This is a genomic window from Roseibium porphyridii (genome assembly GCF_026191725.2).
GTDB classification, from domain to species: domain Bacteria; phylum Pseudomonadota; class Alphaproteobacteria; order Rhizobiales; family Stappiaceae; genus Roseibium; species Roseibium porphyridii.
The window spans coordinates 3,330,711-3,352,655 of the sequence record NZ_CP120863.1; the positions used below are offsets into that span (position 1 = coordinate 3,330,711).

The 21,945-nt window shown below is 53.4% G+C and carries 11 protein-coding genes; 9 read left to right on the forward strand and 2 right to left on the reverse strand.

Features of this window, described 5'->3' with window-relative positions; all coding sequences use genetic code 11:
- The first annotated feature begins 68 nt into the window (after positions 1-68).
- The 8 genes from K1718_RS15535 (at position 69) to K1718_RS15570 (ending at position 9,079) form a co-directional block, all read left to right on the forward strand.
- A complete protein-coding gene (locus tag K1718_RS15535) occupies positions 69-1,673 on the forward strand; it encodes an arylsulfatase (RefSeq protein WP_265681693.1) in 1,605 nt (534 codons plus the stop codon).
- An 81-nt stretch (positions 1,674-1,754) separates the two neighbouring features.
- Positions 1,755-2,732, forward strand: coding sequence for an HAD family hydrolase (locus K1718_RS15540; protein WP_265681691.1), 978 nt, complete (start codon positions 1,755-1,757; stop codon positions 2,730-2,732).
- 48 nt (positions 2,733-2,780) lie between these two features.
- Positions 2,781-3,785, forward strand: coding sequence for an AAA family ATPase (locus tag K1718_RS15545; RefSeq protein ID WP_265681690.1), 1,005 nt, complete (start codon positions 2,781-2,783; stop codon positions 3,783-3,785).
- 30 nt (positions 3,786-3,815) lie between these two features.
- Positions 3,816-4,823: a DUF58 domain-containing protein gene (locus tag K1718_RS15550; RefSeq protein WP_265681688.1), complete on the forward strand. Its 1,008-nt coding sequence runs from the start codon at positions 3,816-3,818 to the stop codon at positions 4,821-4,823.
- Positions 4,820-5,290 (forward strand): DUF4381 domain-containing protein, encoded by a 471-nt coding sequence (locus K1718_RS15555; RefSeq protein WP_265681687.1) that lies wholly within the window; start codon positions 4,820-4,822, stop codon positions 5,288-5,290. Before K1718_RS15550 ends, K1718_RS15555 begins: the two co-directional genes overlap by 4 nt.
- Positions 5,287-6,270 (forward strand): VWA domain-containing protein, encoded by a 984-nt coding sequence (locus K1718_RS15560; protein WP_265681686.1) that lies wholly within the window; start codon positions 5,287-5,289, stop codon positions 6,268-6,270. The genes K1718_RS15555 and K1718_RS15560 overlap by 4 nt, the downstream gene beginning before the upstream one ends.
- Positions 6,267-7,796 carry a VWA domain-containing protein gene (locus K1718_RS15565; protein WP_265681684.1) on the forward strand — a complete coding sequence of 510 codons (1,530 nt, stop codon included), beginning with the start codon at positions 6,267-6,269 and terminating at the stop codon, positions 7,794-7,796. Before K1718_RS15560 ends, K1718_RS15565 begins: the two co-directional genes overlap by 4 nt.
- Entirely contained in the window at positions 7,793-9,079 is a 1,287-nt protein-coding gene (locus K1718_RS15570; RefSeq protein WP_265681682.1) for a BatD family protein, read from the forward strand. The genes K1718_RS15565 and K1718_RS15570 overlap by 4 nt, the downstream gene beginning before the upstream one ends.
- Before the next feature lie 9 nt (positions 9,080-9,088).
- Here K1718_RS15570 and K1718_RS15575 read toward each other — a convergent pair whose 3' ends face one another.
- On the reverse strand, positions 9,089-11,305 hold the full coding sequence (locus tag K1718_RS15575) for a peptidase domain-containing ABC transporter (protein ID WP_265681680.1): 2,217 nt from the start codon (positions 11,303-11,305) through the stop codon (positions 9,089-9,091).
- Positions 11,302-12,894, reverse strand: coding sequence for an ABC transporter transmembrane domain-containing protein (locus K1718_RS15580; RefSeq protein WP_285806017.1), 1,593 nt, complete (start codon positions 12,892-12,894; stop codon positions 11,302-11,304). Before K1718_RS15580 ends, K1718_RS15575 begins: the two co-directional genes overlap by 4 nt.
- A 330-nt stretch (positions 12,895-13,224) precedes the next feature.
- Between K1718_RS15580 and K1718_RS15585 the strand changes: the two genes are divergently transcribed.
- Positions 13,225-21,903 carry a cadherin domain-containing protein gene (locus K1718_RS15585; RefSeq protein WP_265681677.1) on the forward strand — a complete coding sequence of 2,893 codons (8,679 nt, stop codon included), beginning with the start codon at positions 13,225-13,227 and terminating at the stop codon, positions 21,901-21,903.
- Positions 21,904-21,945 lie beyond the last annotated feature (42 nt).

Consider the following 21,945-nt stretch of genomic DNA (forward strand, 5'->3'; position numbering starts at 1 on the left):
GACGTCCAACGCATTGGTACTAATAACAATTTTACACAGTGCCAGTGTACATGGGAGGATAATCGAACATGCCATTTCAGTATAATTTCAGGGCCGCATTGTTCGCAGCCTGTGCCTTTGGGGCCTGCGGCCTCGCCGGAGGACTGCCTGCGCTGGCACAATCAGAAGGTAAGCCCAACATTCTCGTCATCTGGGGTGACGATGTCGGCCAATCCAACATATCTGCCTATACATTCGGTTTGATGGGATACAACACTCCCAATATCGACAGAATTGCGAAAGAAGGCATGATGTTTACCGACTATTATGGTGAGCAGTCATGCACAGCGGGTCGATCTTCCTACATCACTGGACAAAGTGTTTTCAGAACGGGACTTTCTAAGGTTGGATTGCCGGGTGCCGATCTTGGCATGCAGGAAGAAGACCCAACAATTGCCGGCCTCCTGAAAGCACAAGGCTATGTGACCGGTCAGTTTGGTAAGAACCATCTCGGCGACAAGGATGAACACCTGCCGACCAATCACGGTTTCGATGAGTTTTTTGGCAATCTTTATCACTTGAATGCCGAGGAAGAGCCCGAAAACGAGGATTACCCCGGTAACATGACGCTGGCTGACGGAAGGACCTTCCGCGAAGCCTTTGGTCCTCGTGGCGTTATCAAGTCATCTGCGGACGGTACGATTGAAGACACGGGCCCTCTAACCAAAAAACGTATGGAAACCGTTGATGATGAAACGGTAACCGCCGCTATCGACTTCATCAAACGAGCGAATGATCAGGGACAGCCCTTCTATGTCTGGTGGAACGGGACCAGGATGCATTTCCGCACACACGTAAAGCCGGAAATGCGTGAAAGAGCGAATGAGCTTGCAGGCAGAAATCTCGATGAGTATTCAGCGGGCATGATCGAGCATGATCTGCATGTCGGTCAGCTTCTTGATTTGATCGATGAACTCGGCATTGCTGACAATACCATCGTCCACTACTCAACGGATAACGGCCCTCATTACAACACCTGGCCAGATGCCGCTTCAACACCGTTCTTTGGTGAGAAGAACACCAACTATGAAGGCGGATGGCGCGTTCCGTCCATGGTACGCTGGCCCGGCAAGATTGAGGCAGGAGCTGTCTCCAACGAGATCATGCACCACATGGACTGGTTGCCGACTTACCTGGCGGCTGCAGGTGCTCCGGAGATCAAAGAGCAGCTGAAAGAAGGTGGCGTTCAAGCGATCGGTCGCGAATACAAGGTCCATCTCGACGGTTACAACTTCTTGCCTGTGCTTTTGGGTGAAGAAGACGCCGGTCCAAGAGCAGAGATATTCTATTTTTCCGATGACGGAGATCTGACGGCTCTGCGCTGGAACGACTGGAAACTGATCTTCATGGAGCAGAAACAGTACAAGACCTTGCGGGCATGGATTGAGCCATTCACGGTTTTGCGTCTGCCTCTCATTTTCAATCTGCGACGTGATCCTTACGAGCGGTCCTATCAAACTTCCAATACCTATTATGATTGGTTGATCGACCGGGCTTATATGCTTGTGCCTGCACAGCAGTATGTCGGAAATTTCCTTGCCACTTTCCAGGAATTTCCTCCGCGCCAAAAAGCTGCGAGTTTCTCTCTCGATCAGGTCATGGACAAACTCAGCACACCAGGCGGTGCTCAATAAAAGCTGATTGCACAACCGCGGTGGACTTCAAATATCCATCGCGGTTTTTCATTTCACTTTAGAGACTGTCAGGAGGCCCGCATGCGCCTGTTCTGTTCGATTGCTGTTGTTCTGATGGTAACGGGGAGTGCAATCGCTGATCCCCTGCCCTCCTGGAACGATAATGCCGCGAAGGCACAGATTATTGACTTTGTCGGTTCGGTCACCGATCCAGCCTCTCCTGAATACGTAACCCCAATCCAAAGGGTTGCTGTTTTCGACAATGACGGGACACTCTGGGCTGAGAAACCCGTTTATTTCCAATTGCTTTATGCCCTCGACAAACTGAAGCAAAAGGCTGCCGCCAACCCAGAAATACTGACCAGCGCAACGTTGGAAGCCGCAGCGGCCGGCGATATGGATGCAGTGGCAAAGTCAGGTGAAGAAGGCTTATTGGAAATAGTCATGGCGTCTCATGCCGGGCTTTCAGTCGATGCGTTCACACAAGACGTTGCCAATTGGATAAAGAGCGCAAAACACCCAACAAGAAATGTGCCTTATACGGACATGACTTATCAGCCCATGCTGGAACTGCTGCGTTTCCTCAGAGACGAGGGTTTTGACACATATATTGTGTCCGGCGGCGGTATCCATTTCATGCGGGCTTTCGTCGAAGAAGCTTATGGAATTCCTCCAGAAAAAGTAATCGGCAGTGCAGGTGTGACACGATACGCCGTGGTTGAAGGCGTACCGACGATTTTAAAGGATCCCGGAATTGCCTTTATCGACGACAAGGCGGGCAAACCGGTGGGAATAGACAACAAGATCGGGAAAAAACCGATTTTCGTGGGCGGCAACTCGGACGGTGATTTTGAGATGCTGGAATGGGCAACGTCAGGAGACGGTCCCAGGTTCGGGCTCATCGTTCATCACACGGATGCGGAACGCGAATGGGCTTATGACCGGAACAGTCATGTTGGCAAGCTTGTCAGGGGACTGGATGAAGGACCTGATCGCGGTTGGTTGCTAGTCGATATGGCGAAAGACTGGAACCGTGTCTGGAGCGGCTCTCCCAATTGAGGCCCAAGGGCCGAATGTCATTGCCCCTTTGTTCAACTGGAAACCTTCATGCCCGGCACCCGAGATCAGATCAATGAGCTGAAAGAACGAATGCAGCAGTCGATAATCGGCCAGGTCGATGTCATTGATCGCCTGATTATCGGACTGCTTGCGAATGGGAACCTGCTGATCGAAGGTCTGCCTGGTCTGGCGAAAACACGGGCGATCAAGGCACTCGCGAAAAACCTGCAAGCAGACTTCAGTCGGATCCAGTTTACACCCGATCTACTTCCTTCGGATGTGACCGGGACAGAGGTTTATCATCAGTCGGGCGGTGCGGGAACATTTCGCTTCGAAAAGGGACCTATTTTCGCAAACATCGTCCTGGCTGACGAGATCAATCGCGCGCCAGCCAAAGTACAGGCTGCATTGTTGGAAGCTATGGAAGAACGGCAAGTGACCGTTTCAGGCAAAACTCACGAAATGTCGCCTCTCTTCATGGTTATGGCCACTCAGAACCCAGTTGAGCAGGAAGGCACCTACCCGCTGCCGGAAGCCCAGATGGACAGGTTCTTGATGCATGTGCTGATCAATTACCCTCCTGTCGAAGACGAGGTGAAAGTCGTCCAATTGGTGCGAGACGAAGAAAAAGAGGCCATCGCAGCAAGTCAAAACGACAAGACAAAGACGCCGCGCAAGGAACAAAGTCCCCAAATCTCTCAGGATACCGTCTTTTCTGCGCGGGCGGAGATCGGAGCCATCGCTGTATCGCCGGCAATTGAGCGTTATATGGCAGATCTCGTCCACGCAACGCGCTATCCGGACAAATTCTCCGACGACCTGGCAAAATGGATCGAACTTGGAGCCAGTCCGCGTGCCTCGATAGCGCTGGACAAGTGCGGGCGTACACATGCCTGGCTTGCCGGTCGCGACTATGTAGATCCTCTGGATGTTCAAGCTATCGCTTGCGATGTACTGCGACATCGATTGACCATCAGCTTTGAAGCCGAGGGAGATGGGGTAACTCCAGATGATGTCGTGAAAGAGATCATCAAGAACGTTGCCTTGTCATAGACGAGCCGCAGCAAGGCAGGACCATTCAACATGAGGGATCACGCCGCAAGAGTTCGAACGGGACTGGTCAGCTCAAATTCGACCAGATCGAACCAAGCCGACCTGCGCATTCATGTCACCTTAGATCACCTGAAATCCATGGAGGGACATGTCAGGTCATTGAGGCTGCTTCCCTCAAAACAACCGTCCTCGAGTGTCTTGAACGGTCGACATGCATCGCGCCTTCGTGGCAGGGGGCTGAATTTCGAAGAGTTGCGCGGATATCTTCCAGGTGATGATCCGCGCACGATCGATTGGAAAGTGACCGCGAGAACGGGAGAACCTCATGTTCGGGTGTATAGCGAAGAACGCGACCGCCCTACCCTAGTTGTTGTCGATCAACGCATGTCCATGTTTTTCGGAACCCGACATGCGATGAAATCCGTGACCGCCGCAGAAGCTGCAGCACTCATTGTGTTCAGAGTACTGGATCAGGGTGATCGCATCGGAGGTATCGTCTTCGGTGATGAATTGCTGAGTGAAGTGCGACCGAGAAACAGCAGAAATGCCTGCCATCGTCTCCTTTGCGCTCTGGAACGCGCCAACCGAATGTTAAAAGCGGATGCCCTAATCGGCCACGAACCAATGGGCCTCAACCAACCGCTTTCTATGGTTGCGCGTATTGCGAAGCGCGATCATTTGGTTGTCATCTTGAGCGATTTTGACGGAATTGACGACCGTACCGAGACATTGGTCGCCGGAATTGCGCGTCGAAACGACGTAATTTTGTGCCCGATAACGGACCCCATCTCTCAAGAGATTCCGAACGATTTGAAAATCGTCGTTTCCGATGGCGAGTTACAGGTAGAGCTCGACACAACGCACGGCGACGTGCGAAAGCGGCTCGAAACATTCTCCAAAGGCCGCCTAGCTGATCTTCTTAATTGGCAAAAACGTTTCGGATTGATCGTCCTTCCGCTGAGTGCAGGAGAAGAGACGCTTTCTCAGTTGCGATTGCTGACCGGTGGAGCACCTCAAAAGCGGAGACCTGATCTTTGAAAGAAGAATGGAAAGGCCTTACGCTGCCCGAGCTCTTCGAGTTGCTGGAGCCTGTGCCGCTTCCACAACCAGTTTCAATGGCGCCTCAGACTGCCGGCTGGATTTGGATCGGGTTGCTCCTTCTGGCAATTGTGATTGCATCTGTTTGGGCAGCTATCAGACAGCGTCGCAAAAACGCCTATCGCAAACAGGCACTTGCAGAGCTTAAGATTGCTTCGAAAGACGCGGCACGGATTGCGGAAATCGTTAGACGGACAGCCCTCACCGCCTATCCGCGCACCGAAGTAGCGTCTCTCCATGGTGCCGACTGGCTCGCGTTTCTGGATCGAAGCTACAATGGTAACGGGTTCTCTGAAGGCCCTGGGCGGCAAATCGCGGACGCACCTTACAAACAGCAAAACGCATCCCCTGATCTTTATGCAATTGCACGGACCTGGATTTCTACGCATCAGGCCAAATTGTCATGATTGAGTTCAGCGCGCCCCTTATGCTTTTGCTGCTGCCGCTACCATTGGCCGTCTATTTCCTGGTTCCCGCACACCGTGAAAGAGTCTCGGCCCTGCGCTTGCCGTTTTTCAGGCGACTGGCAACTGCTGTGGGGAAAGATCCAAAACCCGGATCGGTCATTTTTTCCCGGTCAGTCGTTCAACTGGTTGCTGCCGTGCTGGTCTGGACGCTTACAATTTGTGCCCTTGCCGGCCCTGAAAAAGTCGGAGAACCCGTCGTGCTCGAAAAGGCTGCGCGAGATGTCATGCTCGCGATCGACATTTCCGGATCGATGGATCAGAGAGATTTTGTGGCAACCAACGGGGAAAGAACGCAAAGATTGGAGGCTGTCCAAAGGGTGGTCGGTAAGTTTGTTTCTGAGCGGGATGGCGATCGCATTGCGTTGATCGTGTTTGGCGCAAAAGCGTTTGTGCAAGCACCTTTCACCGAAGACCTGGAGAGTGTGCGGGCGCTACTTGAACAGACCGAGGTTGGCATGGCAGGGCCGCATACTGTGCTCGGCGATGCTATCGGACTGGCAATCAAGACGTTCCAGGGAAGCGAGATTGCCGACAAGTTATTGATAGTGTTGAGCGACGGCGCAGATACCGGCAGCCGAATGACACCAATCAATGCAGCGGCCATCGCTGCAAAAGACGGAATTGACATCATTACGATTGGCGTCGGAGATCCGGCGGGAAGCGGAGAACAAAGGCTCGACGAGACAAGTCTGAAAGAAATCGCTGAACAGGCAAACGGGTCCTACTATTTTGCTGGAGACGAGGCGGCGCTTTCCGACATCTACATACGGATTGACGCTCAAGAAACTCGCACTGTCGAGACGTCAACGTACCGGCCGAGAGAAAGTCTCGGATATGTCCTGCTGGCGCTTGCAGCGTTTACAGGTTTTTTGACCTTGCTTTTCCTGCATGTACTCAAAGAACGCCGGAGGCTCGCATGATACCGGACGGATTTGTCGACAGCTTTTCCGCGTTTCATTTTATCCGTCCATTGTGGCTCCTGTTTTTGTTTCCAGTCGGAATACTCTGGTGGTCGGTTCGTGGGTCTGCCGGTCGGTCTGCATCTATTCCGTCTTCTATTGCGCCGCACCTGGCTAAGGCACTTCAAGTGGGTTCAGAAAGCAGGCAGCGCATTCAACCGGTTGACAGTGCAGTTCTTGTTCTTTCACTTCTCGTGTTGGCAGCGGCTGGACCAACCTGGTCTCGAATTCCAAACCCGCTTGTTTCGGACACTGCGCCCCTTGTCGTGGCACTGAAAGTCACAAAGTCGATGATGCAGGTCGACGTCGCTCCAAACAGACTTGAGCGCTCGAAACAAAAGGTCCTTGATCTTCTAGACGAAAGAACCGGGGCAAAGACCGCACTTGTCGCCTATGCAGGAACTGCGCACCAGGTTGTGCCACTTACCGAAGACCCAGCCGTCTTGAAACCGTTTCTGGAAGGATTGGACCCGTCGGTCATGCCGAAGGCCGGCACCAGTTTGAAGGCCGCTCTCAATCTGGCTCAGGACATATTGTCTTCTCAGGATGTTCCTGGCGCGATTCTATTCATGGTTGATGAGATAGCAGATGCAGATACGGCGGTTTTGTCACAACATGTTCAAAGTGGAAATTCGCCTGCTTTGTTCTGGTTTGCGTCCCGCGACCAACAATCTAAGTCTAAACTGAGCGCTTTACCGGGGTATCCGGTGGTCGAAATGACGCCGGACAGCAAAGACGTTGAGCAAATCTCTCGAAATATCAACGCGGTTTATCAGGCAGCTCTTGCGAATGATGAACGTCAAAAATGGAAGGACCAGGGGCGCTTCCTGGTATTCCCGGCAGCGCTGATCATGCTCTTCTGGTTTCGCAGAGGCTGGACAATGCAGTGGGCCGCTATTCTGCTATCAGCTGGTGTTTTTCTGCAGCCTTCCGAGGTGCGCGCAGATGGCTGGAAGGACTGGTTCTTCACACCCGATCAACAAGGGCGTATGGCGTTTGAAGACAAGCAATATGAAAAGGCCGCGGATTTGTTTCAAGACCCCATGTGGAAGGCCTTTTCACTCTACCGGCTCGGAAAATACGAAGATGCTGCTGAACTTTATTCTTGGCAGGAAAGCACGGACGCTGCCATGGGTGAAGGCATGTCTTTGCTCCGATCACGAGCTTACAGACCAGCAATTGCAGCGTTTGAAAAGGCTGTTGCTCGCGATCCCAACAACAAGGCTGCGCAGCACAATCTGGAGCTTGCCAGGTACATACTCGACTATATCGAAACGACACGCGAACAATCCGATACAGGTGAAAGCGGGATCGGCGCAGACGATGTTGCCTTTGACAACGAGGCGGGGCGTGGAACCCAAACGCAACAGCCAACCGGCGAAGCTCTGCCTGAAACAGCCGAGCAATGGATGCGGACCGTGGATACGCGAACAGGAGATTTTCTGAAGACCCGTTTTGCATTGGAAGCTGCCGGGAGCTCACAATGAGACACTGGCTCGTGCTGCTCCTTTTGACCCTTGCAGGTCCTGTGCTCGCACAAGGCGACACGTCGCCGATAGTGCGATCATCCCTTGAACAAAACACGGCCATACCCGGGCAACCGCTGATCTATCGCATCAGTGTTCTTGTACCAACCTGGTTACCCTCACCACCAGTGTTTCCGAGTTTTGAAGTGCCAAATGTCGCCGTCCGTTTGCCCTCAAGAGCCAGCGGACCGATCAGCGAAACGATTGATGGAGAGACCTGGTCAGGCGTGTCGCGGTCCTATCGACTGTATCCCATGGCAGCCGGCCGATTTGAAATACCGGCTGGACTTATAAAAGTTACATATGCCGACCCGCAAACGAGCCAACCAGTTGTCGTAGACGTTCAAACAGACGCATTTGAAATCATCGGCCAGTTACCCGCTGGCGCTGATACGCTGAGCCCATTTTTGGCAGCACGTACCCTGACACTGGATCGAACTTTTGACGGGGTCACAGACGACCTCAAGGCCGGAGATTCGCTTTCTATCAGCACCTCAGTCGGCGTAACCGGTGTTTTGCCCATGTTCGTTCCGCCGCTTACTCCAGATGAGGGTATTTCCGGGCTGGTCTTCTATCCCAAAGAACCTGTTCTGGAAGAAGGTGAAAATCGCGGCGTCATTGAAGGCAAAAGGTCAGAAGAAGTGACCGTGATGGTGGAAAATGCAGGTAGCTATCGGATCAGTGAATTGTCGGTATCCTGGTACAATCTTGAAAGCGGCAAAGTTGAGACGAGTACAGTTCCTGCGATTGAGTTTGACGTGGCGGGTGTCGTGCCTGACAATGAAGCGGTTTCGGAGAGTTTCAGTGCCAGATCGTTTCTTACCGGTGTGTTGGCGGTTATGGTTGCCGCAGTCCTATTTGTATTCTTCATCAAGGCCTACGGACAACCTGTTTTGAAGTGGATCAAGTACCGTCTAAAGGCCTATAATTTGTCTGAGTTTCATGCCTATCAAACGCTCAAACACTCGGTTCGCAAGCGTGATTATTCAGGCACACTAGTGGCTGTTTCCAACTGGAAAGACCGGATTGGTCGGCACTGTGCATCGCTCGATATGACCAGCGTCGACGATACGCTCTTTGCACTGGGTAAGTCACAGTTCGAGAATACCACGAACCAAAGCTCAAAGCAGGAAATTGCTGCCTGGAACTCGGTATTGAATTCCGTTTCAAAACTCAGGCGACAAGCGGACGTTGAACAAAGGCAAAGGCGTAGGTCTTCACTCAAGAGCCTAAACCCGACCTGATGTGCCGGCTTAACTGGCCTTGGCTGTTTGCCCCATTAGCACAGGCACGACTTTGTCAGGTGTTCCCATCATGGCAATTTGTCCCGATTTCATGACCACAACTCGATCCGCCATTTTCATGTGGCTTGGACGTTGAGTGTTGAGGAGGATCGTTGCCTTGCCCTTGAGGTCTGCAATCATTGCCATGAACTTCTTGTCGCCTTCGAAATCGAGATGCGTTCCCGGATTGTCGAAGAGATAAAGCGGCACCGCTTTAACAAAGGCCCTTGCCAGGACAATCCTCTGTTTCATGTTGTCCGGGATCTGAGCCAGACTTTCGTTGTTCAACCTGGTTTCCAGGCCTTCGAAATTCTCCTCCAGGTAAGACAACAATCCCAAATCATCCGTAATTTCGAACAGCCTTTGATCGCTTGCACCTGGATCGGAAAGGAGCAAATTCTGCTTTACCGTGCCATAAAAGAAGTCAAGATCGTCCGGAGCATAACCAATGGCAGAACGCCACTCGGCTGTGTCGAGCTGGCGAACATCCAGACCATCAAACAGTATTGAGCCGACCTGGGGCTGGAACAAGCCAGTAATGGATTGAAAGAGCGCTGTTTTACCGGAACCGCTGGGTCCTGTGATGGCGATCATCTCGCCCTGTTTTATCGTTAGCTCCATTCCCTTCAGCGCAGCTTCTGTTGCGCCTGGATATCTCAGAACAAGGGAGGTGATTTTCAAGTCACCGCGTATGTCACGGGTGATCTTGGGGAGATGTCCGGGTTCACGCTCGAGCGGCACCTGCATCAAGTTGTTGATCTGTTCGATGACCGTGCGACTTTGGGCAAGTTGCGTGATGCTCAGGAAGGCCTGGTTCATGGGGTTCAGCACACGCCACGCTAATGCCATTGTGGCGATCAGAGCCCCCATGCTCATATCCCCGTTCATGACCTGAATGGCACCAATCCCAAGCACAAGCACCCCGCAGATGGTCATCAAGGTTTGTGAAACGGTTTGAAGCACCAACGTCAGAGTTCGGGCATGAACGTTCAACTTGTTGAACGTCGTAGACATTGTGGAGAACCTGTCGAGCCAGATGTCTTCCACGGACAGGTTGCGCAGTGCTCTCTGATTGCGGAAAGTTTCGATCATGAAACTGTTCAGCTTGGACTTTTGTTCGCCTACTGCTGCAACTTCACGCTGGACCTTTGGGAGAACATAAACGGCCAGGAGAGCATAGACCGCAAACAGTGCCAGCGGTGGCAGTGCCACCGGACCGCCAATCAGGAAGATCGCAGTGATGAATATCAGACTGAATGGAATATCCACCATCGCGTTAAAGAGCGAGCTTTGAAAGATATCACGCACACTGTCGAAGTAGCGGAGACGCATAACCTGCGTCCCGATAGGCGCTTCCGACAACATCGAATACGGCAGATGTAGGATGCGTTCGAAGGTCTTGTTGCCAACGATCGCATCGATGCGTCCGCCCAGATAGGATTGCAGCCAGGTCTTTGTTTTTCTGAGCGCGACTTCACTCAGCAAAATGATTGCAATACCGACTGCCATGGTCAAAAGCACATTGACCGACTTGGCGCCCATGGCCTTGTCGTAAATCGCCATGATGAACAAGGGCGGCCCGAGTGCGAGCAGGTTCAGGACAAAGCCGAGAGCCAAGATGGCAACAATACTCGTTCGGAACTTTTTCGAGACCCCGGAAAACCACGTTCTGTTTCCGGGAGTTTGCTCCGCCGTGTCATCTTCTTCGCTCGTCAGATAGACTTTGTCTTTCTGAATTGCACTTGGAGCAATTTCGGTGGCGGCGGCATTCTTGCCGGAATATGCGCGAAACGCCCCTGTTTCTGCCCGGCTGACAATCACCAGAACATCGCTTGAAGTAACCAGCAGACAGGGAAACTGGGATTGTGAAAGGTCTTTGGCACTGCCTTTGTAAGGAGTTGTTTTGACGTTCAGCCGGTTCAGAACCACTCGCAAGTCCTGAAAGGTTTCAATCTTGTCAAAATGAGGCAATGCCTCGAAAAGCAATCGATCATTACCTTGCCAGTGCATTTCGCGAAGCAATGGGACCAGGCAATTTTCAGCTGCATGCGCACTTTTTTCAGATGCAGCCGGTCGGTTTTCCGACTGTGTGGTTGAAGACAATTCTGCAGACAAGTCCTGCCATTGCCGATGAACCGCGTTATCCGTGTATTCGATGTCGTCGAGGTCAAAGAGATTTCTGCTCATGCCGACCGTCCCCCCGTTTGCTGACGATCAGTGTCGAAGGAAGCTTCCAGGGCATGAATTTGCCCGCCTCTCAATTCAAACTGATGGTCGGCAACCGCCAGCATGGACGGACGGTGGCTGATGATGACAACGGTCAGATACCCTTTCAGACGCACGAGGGCCTGGATAAGGCTTTTTTCGGCTATTTGATCCAATTGGGCATTGGCTTCGTCCAGGATTAGTATTTTTGGTTCGCTCGCCAATGCGCGTGCAATACAGATGCGTTGCAGCGTCGATGTTGGAACTTTTCCGCCAAGGTCTGACCCCAGCTGCGTTTCATAGCCCTTCGGCAGAAGATGGATTTCCTTTTCCAGACCGATCAGCTTCGCCGCCATGCGCGCATGCGCGATATCTGCGACAGCCCCGAACATGGTTATGTTTTCAAGTATGGTTCCGTTGAAGATCGCGGATTGATTGTCAACATATGCCACGGTGCGTCGAAGCGCGTGTTCATAAGGACCGTCATAGTCAAGACCACCAATGAGTACGTGGCCTGAATTCGGCTTCAACTCGCCTGTCAGGACCTTCATCAAGGTCGATTTTCCGCTTCCGTCCGCCCCGCGAAAACCGACAAACTGTCCAGTTTCGACAGTCAGATTCAATTTGGCGAAAACTTGACGTCCAGTATCTCCCTTATCGACGTCAACATTGACCAGATTGATCGATCCGTCGGTCTCACCCTTGATTGCATGTTGAATTTTGACTTCGGGCAACGAAAACAACTCATGGACCTGCGAATAATCATGTTTGAGACGCTGCATGTCGGTGAGTTGATTGATTGCCCTCAGGAATGGCTGAATGAACTGGCCGGATAGCAGGGTGCTGGCTGCGACACCACCAATGCTGAAAGTTCCTTGGATAACCATCAAGGCTCCGAAAATGACGACCAAAACCGTCGTCATGGTGCCAAAGAGAGCTGAAGCGTCCCTGGCCTGCCCAGACATTCGCATATACTTGGCGCTGAGATTGGCGGTTGTGCGCTGAAGCCGTTCAAACCGACGCATGATCAACGCTTCCATTGCCTGCGATTTCACGGTTTTGGCACCGGAAAGGACTTCCAGAATGAAGTCTGACTTGCGATCGTCCTGTTCTGCCCTGTCGGCAACAACCTGCTGCAGATATTTATTTCGCTTCAACGCAAAGAGTAAAAACAATCCAAGCAATACAACGGGCACGAGTGCCAGCGGTCCTCCAATAAACACGAGCACGGCAAGGAAAATTCCACCTGCGGGCAAATCAATAGCCAGCAGTCGCCCCTGATCGCCATAGTGGTCTGCGATCGATTGAAGTGACCTTAGCTTATGAACTTGTACCGATACGGGCGTCTTTGAGAAGTCTGCAGGATCTGCATCCAGGACCCGGCGGAAAAGCTCTGTGTGTGCCTGATGGTTGAACCCTGCTCCCAGACGGCCAACGACTGCTGCCCGCGCGATCTTGAAAAAGGCATCGACGATCAGGACGCCAGAAACGCCGAGCATAAGCACCAGAAGCGTATCGGTGGAGGCGTTTGGCAACACGCGGTCATATACCTGCAGAATCGCCAGCGGCATGGCCAGTCCAAACACATTCGCAAAAATCGACGCAACAACAACTTCCCTCGGCAATCCTGGCGAGGAAATCCATTTGCCGGTTGGGGAATGCTTCACCCTAAGCCTGGGCAAAAAGAATGATGAGAACACAGATTTCAGCATTGGTTTGACGCGTGTCGAGTAGCTACCTGCTCAAACTGTGCCGATCAGGTTTAAAAAGCGTTTACCTTACGGCTGTTTTTAACAATTCAGATTGGCGCTAACTTCAGGAATCAACGGCGATTTTTGCTGTTTTTTAAGACGCATCAGGTTGATTGCCATAATCGGAAATTGTGCGGATGTGCGACCGTTATGGCAAGCGACACTGAAAACCGGGACCCGAAAAACAGCGACTCTTCAGAAGCTGGGTCAGGTGAAAGCAGAACAACAGTAAATTCTGACAGCATGCTGCATTCGGGCATGCTCGACACTCGCGACCAACATCTGGACAAGGCACACGACTACCATCTCGACCAGGACATGGGCGAATCCGTGGAGCAGGTAAACGCAAATCTGCATCTTGGAAGTCGAACGCCAGAGCCGCTTAGCAGCGAGCAAGGTGCACATACCTCGACAAGCGATGAAACGGCAGATCCGGCCGCCGAGCTTCCGAAGATTGCCCAATTGGACATCGGGCCCACTGAAAGCGGCGCTTCATTTGGTGCGGCCCTCCCTGCCGAGATCGCCGACGAAAGGCTCGGTCGTGAAGCTGATGTCGTTGGCTCCGGCGCAACCGACCCGGCGGCCATATTGTCACGTGAACCGCTTCAATTCGATATTCCGGTAACAGAGCGCACCGAGGAGAATGAGCAAACTGAAAGTCGGTCATCTGTTGATGTGCAGTCAAATGAGGTAAGGGCCGAAGCGACTGAACAGGGTGAAACTGCGCAAGCCCTACCCTTGTCTGCGGTCGTTGATGTGGATGCGTCTGAAAATACCGTGGACGAAAACTCAACAATTGGAGTGTCAACTGGAATTCAGGCTTCGGCGACGGCCGGCCAAGATGCCGTTGTTACCTACAGTTTGCTAGATGATGCCAATGGTCTGTTTTCGATAGACCCAGAAACCGGGATCGTCGCGGTTGCCGGCCAGTTGGACGCTGAAACAGCGGCCAGTCACCAGATTACTGTTGTCGCCACCGCGCCGGACGGTGCAACGCAATCTGAAGTGTTCACAATTTCTATTCGTGACGTGAACGAGGACGGCGTCACTTCAGTTTCAGATACGGACCAGTCGGCAAACACATTCGCCGAGGATGCCAAAGAAGGTTCAAAAGTTGGCATCACGGCATCAGCAACAGATGGTGATTCCACAGACAAAGTTTCCTACTCGGTTGATGATCCAAGGTTTGAAATTGACGAAAACGGCATAGTAACGATCGCTGAAGATGCGGTTTTCGATGCGGAAAACGAAGGCAGCGTCTCGATAGCAATCACGGCGACATCCACAGATGGCTCTTCATCTACGGAAACTTTCAACCTGTCGGTATCCGATGTGAATGAGGCCGATGTGTCCGATGTCTCGGACGCCGACACATCTGCAAACACAATAGCCGAAGACGCTGGCGAAGGAACGAAGGTCGGCATCACCGCCCTCGCCACCGACGCTGATGGGTCCGACACCGTCTCCTATTCACTGGATGACGACCGTTTCCTTGTGGATGGCAATGGTGTTGTGACCGTTGCGCCCGGCGTGTCCTTTGACGCGGAGACTGAAGGCTCCATCGATGTCACAGTGACGGCGACGTCTACAGACGGTTCGACGTCTCGAGAGACCTTCACGATCTCTGTGTCGGATGTCGATGAAGCAGATGTGTCCGCCGTCTCGGATACTGATACCGCTGCCAACACGATCGCCGAGAACGCCGGTGAAGGTGCGCAAGTCGGTATCACCGCCCTCGCCAACGATGCGGATGTGTCTGATACCGTGAGTTATTCCGTTGACGACAGCCGGTTCTCCGTTGACGGCAGCGGTGTTGTCACTGTCGCGTCCGGCGCATCCTTTGACGCGGAAACCGAGGGTTCCATCGACGTCACAGTGACGGCAACGTCTACGGACGGTTCGACATCTCAAGAATCTTTCACGATTTCTGTAGCCGATGTCGATGAGGCAGGTGTGTCCGCCGTCTCGGACACTGATACCGCCGCCAACACGATTGCCGAAGATGCCGGTGAAGGTGCACAAGTTGGCATTACTGCCCTGGCAACGGATGCCGACGCCACTGACACGGTTTCTTACTCCGTCGATGATGCACGCTTCGCTGTTGACGGCAACGGCGTTGTCACTGTCGCGTCCGGCGCGTCCTTTGACGCGGAAACCGAGGGCTCTGTCGACGTCACAGTGACTGCGACATCGACGGATGGGTCAACGTCTCAAGAGACCTTCACGATCTCTGTGTCGGATATCGATGAAGCTGATGTGTCCGCGGTCGCAGACACTGATACCAACGCCAACACTATTGCCGAGAACGCCGGTGAAGGCACCCAGGTCGGTATCACCGCCCTCGCCACTGATACGGATGTGTCTGATTCCGTGAGTTATTCCGTCGATGACAGCCGGTTCTCTGTTGATGGCAACGGCGTTGTGACCGTTGCTTCCGGTGCGTCTTTCGATGCGGAGACTGAGGGCTCTGTCGACGTCACAGTGACGGCGACGTCCACGGATGGTTCGACGTCTCAAGAGACATTCACGATCTCTGTGTCCGATGTTGATGAAGCTGATGTGTCCGCGGTCGCAGACACTGATACCAACGCCAACACTATTGCCGAGAACGCCGGTGAAGGTGCACAAGTTGGCATTACTGCCCTGGCAACGGATGCCGACGCCACTGACACGGTTTCTTACTCCGTCGATGATGCACGCTTCGCTGTTGACGGCAACGGCGTTGTCACTGTCGCGTCCGGCGCGTCCTTTGACGCGGAAACCGAGGGCTCTGTCGACGTCACAGTGACTGCGACATCGACGGATGGGTCAACGTCTCAAGAAACCTTCACGATCTCTGTGTCGGATATCGATGAAGCTGATGTGTCCGCCGTCTCGGACACAGATGCTTCTGCCAACACGATTGCCGAGAACGCCGGTGAAGGTGCACAAGTTGGCATTACTGCCCTGGCAACGGATGCCGACGCCACTGACACGGTTTCTTACTCCGTCGATGATGCACGCTTCGCTGTTGACGGCAACGGCGTTGTCACTGTCGCGTCCGGCGCGTCCTTTGACGCGGAAACCGAGGGCTCTGTCGACGTCACAGTGACTGCGACATCGACGGATGGGTCAACGTCTCAAGAAACCTTCACGATCTCTGTGTCCGATGTCGATGAAGCTGATGTGTCTGCAGTCTCGGACACTGACACCACCGCCAACACGATTGCAGAGAACGCCGGTGAAGGCACGCAGGTCGGTATCACCGCCCTCGCCACCGACACGGATGTGTCTGATTCCGTGAGTTATTCCGTTGATGACAGCCGGTTCTCAGTTGACGGCAACGGCGTTCTGACGGTCGCATCCGGTGCGTCCTTTGACGCGGAGACCGAAGGGTCCATCGACGTCACCGTAACGGCGACGTCCTCGGATGGTTCGACGTCTCAAGAGACATTCACGATCTCTGTGTCCGATGTTGATGAAGCTGATGTGTCCGCGGTCGCAGACACTGATACCAACGCCAACACTATTGCCGAGAACGCCGGTGAAGGCACGCAAGTTGGTATCACCGCCCTCGCCACTGATGCGGATGTGTCTGATTCCGTGAGTTATTCCGTCGATGACAACAGGTTCTCTGTTGATGGCAACGGCGTTGTGACCGTTGCGCCCGGCGCGTCCTTTGACGCAGAGACCGAGGGCTCTGTCGATGTTACAGTGACGGCGACCTCGACGGATGGGTCAACGTCTCAAGAAACCTTCACGATCTCTGTGTCCGATGTTGATGAAGCTGATGTGTCTGCAGTCTCGGACACAGATGCTACTGCCAACACCGTTGCCGAGAACGCCGGTGAAGGCACCCAGGTCGGTATCACCGCCCTGGCGACAGACGCCGACGCCACCGACACAGTCTCTTACGCCGTTGATGACAGCCGGTTCTCCGTCGACGGCAACGGAGTTGTGACTGTCGTGTCCGGCGCGTCCTTTGACGCGGAGACTGAGGGTTCCATCGACGTCACAGTAACGGCGACCTCGACGGATGGGTCAACGTCTCAAGAGACGTTCACGGTCTCTGTGTCGGATGTCGATGAAGCTGATGTGTCCGCCGTTTCGGACACAGATGCTTCTGCCAACACCATTGCTGAAGATGCCGGTGAAGGCAACCAGGTCGGTATCACTGCCCTGGCGACAGACGCCGACGCCACCGACACAGTCTCTTACGCCGTTGATGACAGCCGGTTCTCCGTCGACGGCAACGGTGTAGTGACTGTTGCATCCGGTGCGTCCTTTGACGCGGAGACCGAAGGGTCCATCGACGTCACAGTGACTGCGACGTCCACGGACGGTTCAACGTCTCAAGAGACCTTCGCCGTTTCTGTTACCGACGTTAATGAGCAAGTCGTTGCAAATGACGACGGTGCATCGGTTGGCGGAACGGCAACGACTTTCTACTACAGTGACGATGACGGCGAACTTCACCTGATAGGAGCTGATGGCAGTGATGCTGTTATTGGTTCAACCGGTGTGGGGCCTCTTACTGACATTGCCCTGGACCCGGATGGCAATCTTTATGGTGTCAGCTTCAGTCATCTCTACAGCGTTGATCCGCAAACTGGTGCCGCAACGCAGATTTCAACGAGTTTCTTTCCAAGTTCCATAAATGCACTTGAGTTTGGACCTGACGGGACACTCTACGCAGCTGGTGGGTCAGGTGAACTCTTCACGATTGACGCTGACACAGGTGTTGCGACGCTGGTTGGCGATATGGATTACAGCTCCGCTGGAGATTTGGCCTTTGCCGGCGGCTCTCTCTATCTTGCGACCTCTACCGGTGACGTCGTCGAAGTTGATCCGGCGACCGGCGATACAGTCGGTGTTGTGACGACGCTTCCCTCAACGAGTGCATTTGGTCTTGTTGGGGATGCGGCAGGCAATCTCTATGCCCTAACCGATGACAAGATGGTTTATCAGATTGATCCGGAAACCGGGGCAATCTCTACACCTGACAATTACTCGATGAACGATTCAGGTTGGGGCGCTGCCGCGACCAGTTCCTCATCTGAAGATGTCTCAAGCCAGGTTGAAGGCAATGTGCTGTCGAACGATCTGGACCCTGAAGACAGCATGTCGGTCAGCAATATTCGCTTCGAAGGTGCCGATCATGTTCCAGGCACTGAAATTCAGGGAACCTACGGAACTATCACGATCAATTCAGACGGGAGCTACACCTACAGCCTCGACGAGACGAAAACCGAAACCAAGGGTTTGGCAGAGGGTGAAACCGCAGAAGAGTTATTCACTTACACGGTTACGGATAGTGGTGGATTGACGGATACCGCAACGTTGAAAATCAGCGTCGAAGGGTACAACAACGCACCAACTGCGGTCTTGCTTGATGGAGCTGCTGCTGACGCGACACCACATACTTTAACCGAAAATGACGCAGGTGCCGTAATCGCCTCGCTCACCACTATTGATGCCGATACCGGTGACAGCCACACCTACAGCGTTGATGACAGTCGATTTGAAGTCGTCGCAGGCCAACTCAAGCTTAAAGACGGTGTGAGCTTAGACCGCGAGAGTGAAGCCTCTATCACGGTCAACGTAACATCTACTGATGAAAACGGTGCCTCACACACCGAAGAAGTCACGATCGCTGTATCCGATGTAGACGAGACGGATGTAGCGTCCGTTTCCGATAGTGACGGTACTGCCAACACTATCGCTGAAAACGCAAGTGCGGGTACACAAGTCGGCATCACGGCACTGGCCTCGGATGCCGATGCCACCGACACGGTCTCCTATTCGGTGGATGACAGTCGGTTCTCCGTTGACGGAAATGGTGTTGTCACGGTTGCCACCGGAGCTGATTTCGATGCAGAGACCGAAGGTTCCGTCGATATCACCGTAACGGCCACCTCAACCGACGGGTCGTCCTCCCAGGAAACCTTCACAGTCTCAGTGTCAGACATCGATGAATTTGACATTTCCACGGTCACGGATGCCGATGCTTCTGCCGATGCGTTTTCTGAAGATGTTGTGGCAGGAACCCAAGTCGGTGTGTCAGCACAAGCAAGTGATGCAGACATTACCGATGATGTCACCTACACGGTGTCAGACAACCGTTTTACCGTTGATGCTGACGGGCTCGTCACAGTTGCTGCAAACGCCAGTTTTGACTACGAGAATGAGCCGACGGTTTATCTGACGGTTACCGCGACGTCGGACGATGGCACCACTTCTCAGGAAACCTTTGAGGTTTCAGTTGCGGATGTCGCAGAAGCCTATCAACTTCAGGATGGTCAAACGACGTTCACCGATGACGGTGTCGCTGAAACATCGATTACCGGCACAGATGCGGCTGAAACAATTACCGGTCACGACGACGGAGCAACCATTTACAGTGGTGGCGGTGACGACACGATTTATGGTGGCGACAGCGCCGATCACATCATGTTCGGCGAAGGTGCCGACACCGTCTACGGTGGCGATGGCAATGACTTCATTGATGATGAAGTGGGAACGCAGCCCAACACAGACGCCAACTATCTCGACGGCCAAGGCGGCAACGACACAATTTATGGCGGCGGCGGTGACGACACACTGATAGGCGGTGAAGGAGCGGATATTCTATCCGGCGAAAATGACAACGATACGCTGACAGGCGATGCCGGCAATGACAACCTTTATGGTGGAGCCGGCGACGATGTTCTGGAAGGCGGTTCAGGCAACGACTATCTGGACGGTGGAAGCGACAACGACACGGCCGTTTTCTCGGGTTCCTTTGCTGATTATACCATCAGCAAGAACGATGACGGGTCCTATACGGTTTCTGACAATCGGTCAGGCACACCGGACGGGACAGACACAGTTCACAACGTTGAAACCTTCAGGTTTGCAGACGGAGATGTTCTTGCCGGCGACCTTGTTGCGGAGGATATCGGGACCGTCAGGGATGCCGATACGACTTCCAATACCTTTTCTGAAAATGCTGGTATGGGCACAACAGTTGGCGTGACTGCTTTCGCCGAAGACGGAAACACATCAGACACCGTGTCCTACGCTGTTGACGATAGTCGTTTCACCGTCGATTCCGATGGAACAGTCAAGGTGGCGTCTGGCGCAAGCTTTGACTACGAAAGCGAACCGCAAATCACAATAACGGTGACGGCAACTTCGACCGATGGGTCGACGTCCGATCAGAGTTTTACGCTGGATGTTACGGACGTCGCGGAAAACCAGCAGCTGTCAGATGTCGGTGTCACATTCACAGATACGGGTGTTGGTGAAACGAGCATCACGGGCGGTGCCGGCAATGACACGATTACTGCCCATGATGATGGCGGAACAATTTTCGGCGGTGCCGGTGCGGATACCCTGACAGGTGGCGATGGCGCCGACGCTATTTATACCGGATCCGGCGCTGACACGGTGGACGGCGGTGATGGTTCCGACACCATTTATCTGGATGACAGCGACGGTGGACGCACCAACACGATCGTTGACACCGGAACGTCCGGCACCGACACGATTGTCCTGAATTCAGGAAGCGGCACGTACCGTGTTCAGGGCAACTTCTCAGCGGCATCGGGCATAGAGGCGATCGATGGTTCGGGTGCAACCGGCGATCAACTGGGTACGAGAGACGCTCAGGCGAATTTTGACTTCTCGAATGTTACCTTGACGGGCGTTGACGAGATCATCGGAACGACAAACGATGACACCATCGTCGGCTCGTCAAGCGATGATAAAATCTCACTGGATGCCGGAAGCGATACTGTAACCGGTGGAACGGGAGATGACGAACTCGACGGCGGTGAAGGCACCGACACTGCCATCTATTCCGGAAACTTCGCCGACTATGACATTTCAGAAAATGTGGACGGCAGTTACACAATCACGGACCTTCGCACAGGTGGTCCCGATGGCACAGACACGGTCTCGAACGTCGAAAACTTCCGTTTTGCCGATGGTGACGTTCTGGCAGGTGATTTGACCAATTCAAATGTCGGTGCCGTGACGGACAGTGACAATTCTTCGAACACCATCCACGAAACAGATGGTGGCGGCACTCTTGTTGGTGTCACAGCCGCCGCAACCGATCCTGACGGCGACAGCGTAAGCTATTCGCTCAATGACGACCGCTTCGAGGTCAGTGATGATGGTATAATTACCGTTGCGAACCATGCATTTTTTGACAGCCAAACCGAAAGCTCAATTGACCTTACTGTGACGGCGACGTCGACAGATGGCTCGCAATCCAGCGAAACTTTCAGCATCTCTGTCGCTGGAGATTACGACTATGAGGCAACTGGGGGGCTGGCAAACGGCTATTTCAGTGAGACAACGCAGTCGGTGTCCATTGACGGCATCGGTGGCGATGATCAAATCTATACAGGTGATTATAATGATCGCCTCGAAGGTGGCTCCGTAGACGGGAACGACATCCTGTCTGCCGGCGGCGGGCGTGATTTGATCTTTGGTGACGGCGGCGCGGACAATATTTACGCCGGTGCAGGAGACGATGTCATCATCGGAGGCACTGGTGATGACAACATCCTTGGTCAAGACGGCTCCGACCTTTTCATGCATGGTCTTGGCGATGGAAGCGACACTATCTCTGCAGGCCAAGGTGCAGCCTGGACCGATGTAATCGACCTGGGTGGAGGACCAGGAGTGGTATCGGCGGGCGACTACGGCACCGACTGGACGGTCACGGTTACCAGCGGTTCTATAGAAAGCACGGATACAGATGCCGGGAAAATTGATCTTTCCCAGGATGCGGACGGCTATATCGATTTCTCTGACGGAAGCCGCGTTACCTTTAACGACGTTGAAGAGATCCGGTGGTAGCTGATGTCACCGGACAGCGGAAACTAACAGAAGCCCCTCCAG

Coding starts and splice junctions, on each gene's coding strand:
- K1718_RS15540 (WP_265681691.1), top strand. CDS start 1,755: ATGCGCCTGTTCTGTTCGATTGCTGTTGTTCTGATGGTAACGGGGAGT.
- K1718_RS15575 (WP_265681680.1), bottom strand. CDS start 11,305: ATGAGCAGAAATCTCTTTGACCTCGACGACATCGAATACACGGATAAC.
- K1718_RS15565 (WP_265681684.1), top strand. CDS start 6,267: ATGATACCGGACGGATTTGTCGACAGCTTTTCCGCGTTTCATTTTATC.
- K1718_RS15535 (WP_265681693.1), top strand. CDS start 69: ATGCCATTTCAGTATAATTTCAGGGCCGCATTGTTCGCAGCCTGTGCC.
- K1718_RS15560 (WP_265681686.1), top strand. CDS start 5,287: ATGATTGAGTTCAGCGCGCCCCTTATGCTTTTGCTGCTGCCGCTACCA.
- K1718_RS15580 (WP_285806017.1), bottom strand. CDS start 12,894: ATGCCGCTGGCGATTCTGCAGGTATATGACCGCGTGTTGCCAAACGCC.
- K1718_RS15570 (WP_265681682.1), top strand. CDS start 7,793: ATGAGACACTGGCTCGTGCTGCTCCTTTTGACCCTTGCAGGTCCTGTG.
- K1718_RS15545 (WP_265681690.1), top strand. CDS start 2,781: ATGCCCGGCACCCGAGATCAGATCAATGAGCTGAAAGAACGAATGCAG.
- K1718_RS15550 (WP_265681688.1), top strand. CDS start 3,816: ATGAGGGATCACGCCGCAAGAGTTCGAACGGGACTGGTCAGCTCAAAT.
- K1718_RS15585 (WP_265681677.1), top strand. CDS start 13,225: ATGGCAAGCGACACTGAAAACCGGGACCCGAAAAACAGCGACTCTTCA.